12 protein-coding genes and 1 pseudogene are annotated in these 12,760 nt (G+C 38.5%); 11 read left to right on the forward strand and 2 right to left on the reverse strand.

Translation table 11 applies throughout. The features are described 5' to 3' along the window. From AWT60_RS16025 to AWT60_RS16035, 3 genes and pseudogenes are all read left to right on the forward strand, one after another. Positions 1-515, forward strand: a pseudogene (locus AWT60_RS16025) (hypothetical protein); the annotation flags it as partial. A gap of 30 nt (positions 516-545) precedes the next feature. Continuing rightward, positions 546-908 (forward strand): hypothetical protein, encoded by a 363-nt coding sequence (locus tag AWT60_RS16030; protein ID WP_058838694.1) that lies wholly within the window; start codon positions 546-548, stop codon positions 906-908. Between the two features lie 131 nt (positions 909-1,039). After that, positions 1,040-1,459: a hypothetical protein gene (locus AWT60_RS16035; RefSeq protein WP_218677465.1), complete on the forward strand. Its 420-nt coding sequence runs from the start codon at positions 1,040-1,042 to the stop codon at positions 1,457-1,459. 408 nt (positions 1,460-1,867) lie between these two features. Here AWT60_RS16035 and AWT60_RS16040 read toward each other — a convergent pair whose 3' ends face one another. Together AWT60_RS16040 and AWT60_RS16045 are read right to left on the reverse strand one after the other, a co-directional pair. Continuing rightward, on the reverse strand, positions 1,868-2,332 hold the full coding sequence (locus tag AWT60_RS16040) for a phage tail protein (RefSeq protein WP_218677466.1): 465 nt from the start codon (positions 2,330-2,332) through the stop codon (positions 1,868-1,870). Positions 2,333-2,353: 21 nt separating this feature from the next. Beyond that, positions 2,354-2,833 (reverse strand): GyrI-like domain-containing protein, encoded by a 480-nt coding sequence (locus tag AWT60_RS16045; RefSeq protein WP_075623261.1) that lies wholly within the window; start codon positions 2,831-2,833, stop codon positions 2,354-2,356. Between the two features lie 109 nt (positions 2,834-2,942). On the opposite strand from AWT60_RS16045, the gene AWT60_RS16050 reads away from it, so the two are divergent. From AWT60_RS16050 to AWT60_RS16085, 8 genes are all read left to right on the forward strand, one after another. Then, complete coding sequence (locus tag AWT60_RS16050) at positions 2,943-3,905, forward strand: helix-turn-helix transcriptional regulator (protein WP_218677467.1); 963 nt, start codon at positions 2,943-2,945, stop codon at positions 3,903-3,905. A gap of 343 nt (positions 3,906-4,248) precedes the next feature. After that, a complete protein-coding gene (gene tcuA / locus AWT60_RS16055) occupies positions 4,249-5,736 on the forward strand; it encodes an FAD-dependent tricarballylate dehydrogenase TcuA (RefSeq protein ID WP_218677468.1) in 1,488 nt (495 codons plus the stop codon). A 188-nt stretch (positions 5,737-5,924) separates the two neighbouring features. Continuing rightward, positions 5,925-6,797: a LysR family transcriptional regulator gene (locus AWT60_RS16060; RefSeq protein WP_087975333.1), complete on the forward strand. Its 873-nt coding sequence runs from the start codon at positions 5,925-5,927 to the stop codon at positions 6,795-6,797. Positions 6,798-7,150: 353 nt separating this feature from the next. Further along, positions 7,151-9,223 carry a BglG family transcription antiterminator gene (locus tag AWT60_RS16065; protein WP_256928542.1) on the forward strand — a complete coding sequence of 691 codons (2,073 nt, stop codon included), beginning with the start codon at positions 7,151-7,153 and terminating at the stop codon, positions 9,221-9,223. A 15-nt stretch (positions 9,224-9,238) separates the two neighbouring features. After that, the gene (locus AWT60_RS16070; protein WP_039179043.1) at positions 9,239-9,505 is read left to right on the forward strand and encodes a PTS sugar transporter subunit IIB; all 267 of its coding nucleotides are present in this window, start codon (positions 9,239-9,241) and stop codon (positions 9,503-9,505) included. Between the two features lie 25 nt (positions 9,506-9,530). Continuing rightward, a complete protein-coding gene (locus AWT60_RS16075; protein ID WP_218677470.1) occupies positions 9,531-10,793 on the forward strand; it encodes a PTS ascorbate transporter subunit IIC in 1,263 nt (420 codons plus the stop codon). Between the two features lie 17 nt (positions 10,794-10,810). Next, positions 10,811-11,503: a D-allulose 6-phosphate 3-epimerase gene (gene alsE, locus AWT60_RS16080; protein WP_218677471.1), complete on the forward strand. Its 693-nt coding sequence runs from the start codon at positions 10,811-10,813 to the stop codon at positions 11,501-11,503. A gap of 186 nt (positions 11,504-11,689) precedes the next feature. After that, positions 11,690-12,730 (forward strand): LacI family DNA-binding transcriptional regulator, encoded by a 1,041-nt coding sequence (locus AWT60_RS16085; RefSeq protein WP_218677472.1) that lies wholly within the window; start codon positions 11,690-11,692, stop codon positions 12,728-12,730. Positions 12,731-12,760: the final 30 nt, after the last annotated feature.

Genomic DNA, 12,760 nt, shown 5'->3' on the forward strand with positions numbered 1-12,760 from the left:
AAGAACAGCAGGAAGCGAGTATGAATGCGGCGCTGGGAATGCTTTTGCCATTTGGAGCGAAAGGTTTTCAAGGTAAGATGGGGGTAAAGAGTACAGGTATACCTAATATCTCAAAAAGGCATGATGAAATTGCTCATAAAAGTTATTATGGTAGAAAAGATTTTAGATCTAAGATAAATAATGCAGTATATTCTCATCATGATAATAAACATTTAAAGGCTAGGACTGCTGAAGAAGCCAAACGTTTTAGTGAGACAGGGAAAAGAAATGCTCAATACCTGCCTGAAATAAATAATAAAGTCTTAGAAAAAGAGGCTCTTCAAAAAGGGCATATCATTGATAACGGCAACAATAATTTTTATTTCATTTATGATACAGGTAAAATTGTTGGTTATGATAATGGTAAATCTACTAGTTGGATTAGGGGAGAACTGACGAGTGGAAATGTGTATCACGGCCACCCGATTGCTGGAGACAGATTAACTAAATATTTAAATAAATTAGGAATAAAATAACTAGAATATTAACAAAGAGGTCAGATGATGATGAGAAAATATGTGAAACTTGATATTCCCGAAGTAAACATTCACCCTTTAAGAATAACTGAAGGTTGGATTGTACGTTATAATAATTTTAGGGAAATTGACCCTAAAAAGTTAGAAGCAGAAGATGATAGATGGTTTATGTTCACTGAAAGTTTATTACAACTTTATCATGAGAAATCATCAATAACATTGGATTTAGGGTGGTATCCTGATTTATCTTCTGATGGTAACTACCTTGTTCTAATAGTTAAAAATACAGATTGGGACAATCCTATTGAGGAATTCAGCTCGGATGACTATACCAAAGTGATTGATTTTATAGAATTTCATTTGAAAGAAATTACATCCAACTGGTGGAAATAAAATAATAGATACTTATTTACTAACAAATTAACATCGCTAGTTTCTTCAGTTTTACTCGTTTTTGATCAATTTTTGAGGCTGTAGGTACTCGAATGTGTTCTCAGAGTAATTTCATAATTAGGGGACTCTATATGTTTAGAGAATTAGATAATCTTTTATCTGCTGATACAACAGTAGATTCATGGTATGATGACGGGTGTTTGATTGCTCGTGAGATACTCTCTGATTTTAGCCTAAACGACTGGGAGGAACTATCAAATCAGGTGCCTAATAAACCAATAGAGTGGCAGCGTAAAATCGCTTATTGTCTGGATAATGAGTGCAATGAATATGAGTTAAATATTTTAATAGATTTGTTGAATACTAATGATAACGAATTATTTGAGATTTGTATTGATACTTTGAGAAGTTTCCCAATTGAAGAAGGCAAGAAATTGATATTGAAGCAACCTCAAATTTTAGAACGTGTAAATCATGTAGTGGCTACTACTACGAATTCACCAGTAAAAGGAGTTCTTCAAGACTTTCTTTCAAAAATGAATTCAAATTAGTTCATTTTTAATGATATTACGCAAAAAAACCTTGATTGGCTTAATGCCTTTCAAGGTTTTTTGTGTTATTGGACTTCAAATTGAGAAAAAACCGACAAAAAGGGAGATGAGGACCTTTTTTCCTGTGTGGGTCACGTATGATAGAGACAAGCCAAAATGAGCACTCACAGCTTTTAAAGTGAGTGTTTTTTGAATGAGGGATACTTTACATCTTTTTCTTGAAAAAGTATAGATGTTAAACAGACCAGCCACTTTAACGGCGAACTTCTTCATAAGAAAATGAGGTTGGTACAATAAACAGAAAAACATCCTCTAAATAATGCATAGAGAATGCTGCTCTGTTTAGAAGGTAGAAATTTATTTGTTCAATCAGATTCACAAATTCGAGTGAAGAAAGTGTTTCTTAACTCAATATTCCCCTTTAATTTTAAAAAATGACCCACGAATCGTTCCAGCTAGTTTAGACTTCTGCCTAGCAAATTTAAATTTTCCTTCTAATTCCTTTGGTACTTCCATCCCTTCAGAAAGCTTAAAACCAACAGCGCGTTTTTTCGGGTCATCCACTGTATACAGGACGTTAATTGCAAGACCATCCTCATAAAAGACGTAGGTCCATTTGATATTTTCCACTTGAAAACTTGCCGTTTCTAATGGTTTGGCTGCAAACTCTAGTTCACGTTCTTCTTTTAACACTCGGTTCACATAATCAAGGGTCTCCTGACTTTCGCTGGCAGGTAATACTGTAAATGCATGCTTATATTTGTTCATAAAGTAACGAGCCTCATTCGCTCGTAAGCCAGCAAGTGCTTCTACTACAGGTGAAGACTCTAAACCAATCGTAGACACATGTTTAAAATCAACGATATAAGCCATTTCTATCCCTCCATATCCTTCTTATTTCCGTACAACAGGAATCCACATCTCACCAAGTAATAAGTCGTTTCGCTGTCCCATTTCTACCACTGCATTTGGTCCACCAACATAGGCAAAATTCTTTGCTTCAGGCAAGACTTGACCAAATGCAATGCCAGTAAGCGTTTGATGCAAGTCATCAGCCGTTTTAGCTTCCCCTTTAACGATTAGATATTCCCCTTTAGGAAATTGAATCACTCTGTCCGCTTCTGGTAACGATTCCTCTGTCATGACCCCGACATAATGCATCAGCTTGTTATTTATCGCTTCGTTTACGATAAAAATATAGTCATTTGTGGCAATGGCTTTTAAGGTGTCAAGCTTACCTTCTTGGTTGACTGCTTGCCAAAAGTCTGCTTTTTCCTTCGTGATGCCCGCATAGTCTGTGTAATGACTCTTAAGTTCAGTTCCAATACCTAACACGTGAAAGCTGTCTTTTTCTTCTAGTATATAATCTGTCATATTCTACACATCCATTTCAAAAATTGATCAAATGTTTTTTCTTTTCACTTGATAAATATATAATAGGCTTAAACCATGTCAAAAAATGATACTGTTTAGGGGGGACCAGATGAAAAAAGTTGAACGGATTAATACCATCATGCGGTATATTAACAACCGCGCCAACTTTACAATTTCTGAAATCATGAGAGAATTTAATATCTCTCGTTCGACAGCAATTAGAGACATCAGAGAAATTGAAGCTATGGGGATGCCGCTTGTCGCAGAAGTCGGAAGGGACGGGGGATATTTTGTGATGAACAACTCTGTCCTGCCAACTGTTCGTTTTACCGATAATGAGATTAAAGCTCTTTTTATTGCCTTTATGGCCACGAGAAACCAACAACTCCCTTATTTAAAGAGTCGCCAGTCTTTAGCTGAAAAATTACTAGGACTCATCTCAGAAACCCAGCAAGATGACCTTGTTCTTTTAAATCGCCTCTTACTATTTGAAGGGACTAATCCGAATAATCCTGATCTGCTTGATTTGACAGATCTCCCTCATCCCATGTTAGAAAAATTAATCCAACTGCTTATTTTGGATCGATATTTACTGATTACCATGAGAGAGGAGAACGTGATAAAGTCCTATCCTATTTACCTCTTGAATCTTTATCGTGAAAAAAGCCTGTGGCTGATTGAAGGCTTTGATTTAAAGGAGGAGAAGAAACGGATTTTGCCTGTCGACCATCTCACAGATGTAGAACCATGCTCTACAAATATTCGATTAAGCAGGAAAAAGATTTTAGAAAAACTAAGTAAACAGGAAGAAGTAATTAACCTTGTCCTTGAACTTGGTCCAAAGGCAATTGCACAGTTCAAAAAATACCATCCTTTCAAAATGTCAATTTCTTATACGAATCCTTACCAAACTACAGCCATTTTAAAGACTTTTATCAATGTTAATCATTCAGAAGAAATAACCGAAATAACAAATTGGCTTTTTTTTCTAGGTGAGGATATCAAGGTCAGGGAAATGCCTGTAGAAATCTTGGAAAGTTTACAAGAGAGACTACTACTATATTGTCCATAATCAATGCTGGTTAGACCTCATGGTAACCGTACCATGAGTAAATAGGTTTTTTAGAAAGTGCCTCTTCCTTAACTGGGAAGGCATTTTTATATTGTAGAGGGATCTAACTCCTTCATATTAGTTTGAACCATTATCTCTAGAGAATTTATCTAATAGTCCTTGTGCTTAATTAGCTAAATGTTTACATAGATAAACCTATTAATAATTGCAAGTAATCAACAGTTATAAACAAAATTTTAAATTGAATTAAAAAAACATATATTTCACTTATGGCTATATCTTCTTTAACATTAATGTACAGTCACATTTATGTTACAAAATAAAGTCAAGGAGGAGTAGCTGAGTGAATAACTCATATGATGTTATCATTGTTGGCGGGGGTAATGCGGCTTTGTGTGCTGCTATTAGTGCACATGAAGGAGGGGCAAATGTACTTGTTCTTGAAAGGGCACCTATTGAAAAACGTGGAGGAAATTCATATTTCACAGATGGTGCAATTCGAGTAGCCTATAACAGATTAGATATGTTAAGAGAAGTACTTCCGGATTTGACAGATTATGACTCAGAACATATTGTAATGCCTACTTATACAGAGGATGATTTCATGAATGATTTGATGAGAGTGACTTCTGGTAAAAGTGATAACAAATTAGCCCACCATTTAATTTCAAAATCTTTTGAAACTATTAAGTGGATGTATAAAAACGGAGTAAAATTTGAATTAAATTATGATAATCAGTCATATGAAAAAGAAGGAAAGCGGCATTTTTGGGGTGGTTTACCTCTTAAGACTTCTGGAAAAGGTGTTGGCCTCATCAAACAACTTTATCAGCGTGTTGATCAATTAGGAATAAAAGTGAAGTATGATGCCAGAACGGTTGATTTAATTAGTGTTGATGATGGGGTAACGGGTGTAGTAGTCGAAAAGAACGGTGAGTTAGTTCAAATTTATTCTAAAACCGTCATTCTTGCATGTGGTAGTTTTGAAGCAAATAAAAAGATGAGAATCGAATTCCTGGGTAAGGAATGGGAAGGTGCGATTGTCAGAGGTACGGAATATAACACTGGAGACGGCTTGGATATGGCAGTGAAAGCTGGTGCTTCTAAATATGGAGATTGGAGCAGCTGCCATTCTATAGGCACTGATTATAATGCTCCAGCGGTTGGTGATTTTAACAAGCCTGGCGATATTTACAAGAAATCCTCTTTTCCACTTGGCTTAATGTTTAATTTGGAAGGGAAGAGATTTGTAGATGAAGGAGCAGATTTTAGGAATTATACGTACGCTAAATATGGAAGAGAAATCCTCAAGCAGCCCGGTCATAAAGCATTTCAAGTATTTGATGCCAAAGTACATCCATTATTACGCGATGAATATACTTTGGACGAAGCTACCTGCTATCAAGCTGATAGCTTAGAAGAACTTGCAGACCTTATGAAAATCAGTAAAGAAGTGTTTAAAGATACGATACAAGAATATAATTTGTCCGTGCAAGAAGGAGACTATAATCCTTCCATTAAGGATGGAAAGGGGACTGTAGGGATAACACCACCAAAAACAAATTGGGCGCTGACAATAGATCAAGCACCTTATTATGCTTATCCGGTAACATGCGGTGTTACCTTTGCATTTGGCGGTCTTCGAGTGAATACAAATGCAGAGGTTTTAAATTCTAAAAATAAACCTATCAAGGGTTTATACGTAGCTGGTGAGATGGTAGGGGGTATTTTCTATGAGAACTATCCAGGTGGTTCAGGTTTAATGTCTGGTTCAGTATTTGGAAAAACTGCTGGTTTCAATGCTGCATCATTTCTAAAACAACATGCATAGAAATAGGGCTATAGGGTAAGGGGGGACTCTTAAAGAGGCCCCCCTTACCTATTTGATATGCTCTCTGCATGTAAATCAGTACGTATACTTCGTGTTATAAGGTTCGTGTAGGATGTACAAAATAAAGTATTATTCAATTTAACAAGAACACATCTATAATTATAATAAACTTAGAAAGGATGACCACTATGGATGAAAAAGATTGGATTTTACTTGATATCCTTTACAATGAGCAAAATTTAACAAAAACAGCGGAAAGGTTGTATACATCTCAGCCCTCAATTACTTATAGATTAAATAAGATTGAGGAAGTTTTTGAGATTAAATTGTTTAACAAAAGACATAAGGGAATTACCTTTACTGTAGAGGGAGAGCATTTAGTTTTCTATGCACGAAGAATGTTAAAGGAACTGCAGGATACCAAGGATAAAATCGTTAACTTAGGAAAAGAAGTACAGGGACACTTAAGACTTGGCATTTCCAGCAATTTCGCACAATATAAGCTCCCTAAATTACTTAGAGATTTTTCCAACATATATCCCAATGTCCAATTTAGTGTGCAAACTGGATGGAGCACTGATGTCATGAAGTTATTAGATGCAGGTATTGTACAAGTTGGAATAATTAGAGGGGACCATCGATGGAAAGGAGAGAAGGAGAGGCTTACAAAAGAAAAATTACTAATCATCTCTAGAGATCTCATTAATATAGGACAGCTTCCTTTGTTACCATTTATAAAATATGAGACTGATAATTCTTTAAAGACTATTCTCGATGATTGGATGTACGACAATCTAGTCCTGCAACCAAACATAGCTATGAAAGTTGATCGACATGAGACATGCAAAGAAATGGTGAAGCAAGGGCTTGGGTACTCGATAGCACCCGAGATTTGCTTAAGAAATTCAGATAAACTATATACAATGGAAATATATGATACTAAGAAAAAGCCATTAACTAGAGATACTTGGCTCATGTATGATCAGAAATCTACAGAGACTAAATCTGTTAAAGCATTTATTGAATTCCTAAGAGGAGAACAAGTTTTATCTGTATTATGACATCATTTTGTATTTGTTCTTAAAAGACATTCTTTTTTGAAATCGCATTCACTCGATGCAACGGTATGCATGGGCAGTAGCCAAGGGAAAAGAAATCAAAAGATGATAAGAAGTGAAAAAACCTTGGCTGGCTTTATATCATTCAAGGTTTTTTGCGTTTATTGGTTCGCAAACACGCAAAAGAAGGCAAAGAACTCTTTGTATACAAGCCTGAAAGCACACTCAAATGGTGTGTTTTTCTTATGAAAAAAGCACACAATCGCTGCACAGCACGTGCTGAAGACATTTGGACTTCTTTGATGCATGTGAGTTGATTAGACTTATAAGCAAAGGGAAGAAAGGAGGAATTCCAACTGTACTTAACCAAAAGGGGCACGACTTTACTATCTATGCTGCTTCATACGACATCTTATCTATCAATAGAAGATTTACAGAATCGAATGAATGTCTCGACTCGAACCGTTTATGCTGAAATCAAACGAATGAACAGCTGGCTGGAAACTCATCAGCTTAGTGGTGTGCAGCGAAAAGGCCATCTTGGCTATTATTTAAATCCTCATGAAAAAGAAGTCATTCTTCAAAAAGCTGATACCATTCTTGTTGGTCACGATTATGAACCATGTGTAAAAGAACGAAGGGCTATCTTGCTTTTATCCATTGCATGCAGCGAGCATTGCCTAAGAATTGATGATTTTATGAAGATGACAAAGGTGAGCCGAAATACATTGCTTGAGGATATGAAACAGCTAAAAGAAGCGCTTTTCAAGCAGGAGATCACACTCCGCTATCAGGCAGCAAGCGGCTATGTCATTTCAGGAGACGAAAGGGCCATTCGATTGGCACTCAAACCTTATATACATTTCATTCGCACCATGATAAAAAACGAAAAAACGTTTCCGTCGTTTTGGTTAAAGGGACCTATTTCATCCAAACGGGTACACCATCTCCTCCAGCAGTCAGAACAAGAACTTAAGCTTGAATTTGCAGATGAGATGCTGGATCAGCTCTCTTTGGATCTCTTTTTCTACTTCAAGCGGATGAAGCTAGGGCATGCTGTACACATTTCAAACGAAGAAAAGCGAACATTGCAGGAAACAGAGGAATGCTTGGCGGCTATTCGTTTCATGGCGCAGATTCAAAAAGAGGCCAGTCTCATTGTTCATGATGATGAGATCTATTTTCTTAGCACCTTATGGCTCAGTGCCAAAAAACAAAAACTTCCATCAATTAAAAAACCAGAAGAACATCTCATTCGCACCATCGCCAGACAAATGATATTTGACTTTCAGCGATATGCTTGTATTTCCTTTCAAGAACCTAAAGCATTGGAGCAAAACTTAACAATGCATTTAATTCCAGCCTATTACAGACTCATCTATCACATTGGTGTAATCAACGAACTGACGGAGTCTATAAAAAAAGCACAGCCAGAAGTATTTGAAATTACTCAAAAAGTTGCCTGCCATTTAGAAAATGCGGCCTGTTCAAAGTTGAGTGACCATGAAATTGCATATCTCGCCATGCATTTTGGCAGCTGGATGAGAAGAGAAGGAATTTCATCCATTGTTAAGCGTTCTGTATACATTGTCTGCGGAGAAGGAATTGGCACAAGTAACATGCTGAAAACTCAGCTTCTCGAATTAATCGGCTACATCGAAGTACGCGGACTGTTATCAAAGCGTGCATATGAAGAATTAGCAGCAGTTGATGCAGATTTCGTTGTGTCCACAACACCTATTTCATTTAAAGGAAAACCAGTTCATCTCGTTCATCCTATTTTAACTGCCTATGAGAAAAAAACATTACTTCAATACGGAAAAGGCTCAGAAACGAAGATTGACGAGGGGTATGTAAACGCTCTATTCAACATCATTCAGCAGCATACCATCGTTCAAAATAAACAAGCACTGCTTCATGACATTCGGGAGCTGCTTCATCCCACATATGTATCCTATCAGAAAGGGTGGAACCCAGTGTTAAATGATTTATTAACAGAACAAACCATCAAGCTCCACCAAACAGCAGACACATGGCAAGAGGCGATTACAAAAGCGGCGCAGCCTTTACTTGATCAAAATGCTATTAAACCAAGTTATGTAGAAGCCATGATACAGTCTGTTCATCAAAATGGTCCTTATATTGTCATTGCACCACAAGTGGCCATCCCACATGCAAGGCCCGAGGATGGCGTGAACAAATTGAGCATGACGCTCATGTCATTCAACCAGCCCATTTCGTTTTCAAAGGATGGAAAAAAGCAGGTGCGGCTCGTCATTGTGTTAGCCGCTATTGACAGCATGAGCCACTTGAAAGCACTTAAACAGCTGACCATGCTGTTAAGTGAAGAGAAACGCACGAAACAATTGATTGAAGCAGAAGATTTAGCATCGGTCCAAAAACTAATTGATCAATTTTCACAAGTATAAAGGGGGAGTAAGACAATGAAAAAAATTCTTGTTGTATGTGGAAACGGGTTAGGAAGCAGCTTTATTGTAGAAATGAATGTCAAAAAAGCATTAGAAGAATTAGGTCTTAAAGCTGAAGTAGATCATACCGATCTCAGTACAAGTAAAAATGAACAAGCAGACCTTTATATCGGCGCAGCTGATATTATTGACCAGCTGAATGACGGCACAAGAAATGTGGCTGGCTTAAATAATTTACTAGACCAGAAAGCCATTAAAGACGTGCTTCGTCAACACATTTAAGTCATGAAAAAGGGGGATTCACATCATGATAGAACTGATCATGAACGATATATTGGGCACACCTGCCATTCTCATCGGTTTGTTTGCACTAACCGGTTTACTTTTGCAGAAAAAATCAGCTGCAGACACTGTGTCAGGCACCTTGAAAACAACCATGGGTTTCTTAATATTAGGGGCGGGCGCTACAGTCGTCTCTGATTCACTTGGGGTTTTTCGAAAGATGTTTGAAGCAGCCTTTCACATTCAAGGGGTTGTCCCAAATACAGATGCTATGGCCGCCATTGCTCAAAAGGAATTCGGTACACAGACAGCACTCATCATGATTTTTGGTATGCTGGTCAATTTGTTACTTGCAAGATTCACACCCCTTAAATACGTCTTTTTGACTGGTCACCACACGTTGTATATGGCGGCGATGCTCGCCGTCGTTCTCTCGACAGCCGGCCTGCACGGGTGGCTGCTCATTTCCACTGGCTCAATGATATTAGGTGCAGCTATGGTCATTGCACCCGCAATCCTTCAACCGTTTACGAGGAAAGTCACCGGAAGCAATGATCTCGCGCTCGGACACTTCAGTACTTTCGGTTATTTTACTGCGGGAATGATCGGCAAATGGGTTGGATCTCCAGAAAAATCAACGGAAACCATTCAAGTGCCTAAATCACTCGGTTTTCTAAGAGATACATCTGTTGCCATTTCGATTACGATGGCTTTGCTGTTCTTTGCGATTGCACCGTTTGCAGGAATTTCTTATATAGAACAAATTAGCGGGGGCACGAACTTCGCTGTCTTCATTCTCATTCAGGCGATTACGTTTGCTGCTGGTGTGTACATTATTTTAGCAGGGGTACGGATGGCCATTGGCGAGATCGTGCCTGCGTTTAAAGGAATTGCCGATCGATTCGTGAAGGGGGCAAAGCCAGCACTTGATGCGCCAACCGTTTTTCCATTTGCGCCAAATGCGGTCATTATCGGTTTTTTATGCAGCTTTGCAGGAGGCATTGTATCCATTTTTCTTTTACCTTTGTTTGGTTTAACTGTCATTGTCCCTGGTCTTGTCCCGCACTTTTTTTGCGGTGCTACAGCAGGCGTGTATGGCAATGCAACAGGAGGGGTAAGAGGTGCTGTCGCTGGGGCCTTTGTAAATGGATTGCTTCTTTCCTTTTTACCTGCCTGTTTATTACCTGTGTTAGGAGCCCTTGGCTTTGAAGGGACAACGTTTGGAGATACAGACTTTGGTATCATCGGAATCTTGATTGGATTGATCAAGTTTTTATTTCAGCTGTAAAAAGGAGGAGCCTGAGAATGACAGCCATTTTTTCACCTTCACTGATGTGCATGGATCTAACGCACTTCCGTGAACAAATTCATCTTCTAAACACAAGAGCAGACCGGTACCATGTCGACGTGATGGATGGACATTATGTGAAGAATATGACGTTATCACCCTTTTTCATTGAACAGCTTCGGAAACTGACAAATTTACCGATTGATGTTCATCTAATGGCCGAACATCCGCAGGAATTTTTAATCGATGCATGTATTGATGCAGGCGCAACGATGATTTGTTTACACCCAGAAGTCGTGCAAAAAGATGCCTTTCGAATCATCCGGCATATTCACCAAAGAAAATGTGAGGTTGGCTTTGTTCTAAATCCCGCCACACCAGTTGGGGCGCTAGATTCCTTTATTCATTTAATAGACAGAGTGACGATCATGACGATCGATCCAGGCTTTGCCGGACAGCCTTTTATTAAAGAAATGCTTCAAAAAATTAAACAGGTGAGAGATATCAAAAAACACGGAGGATACTCGTTTTCAATTGAAGTAGACGGCTCTTGTAATGTGAGCACGTTCCGGTTGCTTGCTGAGGCTGGAAATGAGATTTACATCATCGGCACCTCAGGTTTATTTGGACTTCATAAAGAACTCGACACTGCTTGGGACAAAATGAAGCAAATATTTGCAAAAGAAACAGCCTCAATCGAATCACGTTAGTAAAAGAGAGGATGAAATCCATCCTCTTTTTTACGCAAATTTTACTAAAACACAATTCGTTCACCAAAAATTACCCAAAAAACAAAATAAAAATCACAAATTCACAATTGAAAGCGCTTTATTAATATGTTATCCTTCAAATATCTTTAGTAAATATTTAGTCAAATAACGATGAGGAGTTTGCCTATGACCACACTCAAAGATATTGCTCATGATGCAAAAGTGTCCGTTTCCACTGTATCCCGTGTGTTAAATGGCGATCAAACGCTTGCTGTTTCACACGCTACGAGACAAAACATCCTCGACATTGCTAAGAAGTTAAACTATACCCCAGTGAGAGCAAGAAAAGCCGATCAAGCAGAAGAAAAAAGCCCCTTTGAATCCCCAGTCATCGGTGTCGTTGTCGCTCAATCCATTGACGAAGAATTAAATGATCCCTTTTTTTCATCGATTCGAAAAGGAATTGAAAAAGAATATGCCAAACAAGGCTTGTCCACTCTCCATACCTTTCGCCTAAGAAGCATGGATAAAGGGGCGATATTAAAGGATATTGACGGTTTGATCGTCATTGGACGAATCAGCCCCGATACGGTTGAAAAAATGACAAATCGAATGGAACACATTGTTTTTATCAATCATTATGCAGATGAAGATTTGTATGATTGTGTACATGTGGATTTTGTCAGAGCGGCAGATCGCGCCATTCGTCATCTGCAATCTCTCGGCTATACACATCTAGGCTATATTGGTGGGAAAGAGCGGGAGCATTATTTCGAAGGTAATGCTGTGATTGAGGACGAAAGACAAACGACGTTTATGAAAAGAATGCAGGAGGCGGGAGCTCTTCATATGGAAGACATCCACATTGGTGAATACTCCATGCAAGAAGGCTATACGCTTATGCAGCAAGCGATCAAAAAGGGAAAACTGCCGCAAGCCTTTTTCATCGGAAGTGACTCTATGGCAATCGGCGCAATGCGCGCTCTTCATGAAGCGGGTCTACACGTACCTTCAGATGTATCCATTGTGGGGTTTAATGACATTGAAGCCGCGTCATTTTCAAGCCCGCCGCTTACGACCGTCAAAGTATATACAGAAGAAATGGGGGAAGTCGGTCTGAAGCTTTTGCTTGAGAGAATAAACGGAAGAAAACTTCCTCTAAAAGTCGTCGTGCCAACAACACTCATCGAGCGAGGCAGTACATGTCTCATCCATGAAAGGGGGTGAACCATAGATTTCAGCACACAAAAAAGAGAC

It is taken from the genome of Bacillus sp. F2HM (genome assembly GCF_019266135.1).
GTDB lineage: Bacteria > Bacillota > Bacilli > Bacillales > Bacillaceae > Bacillus > Bacillus safensis.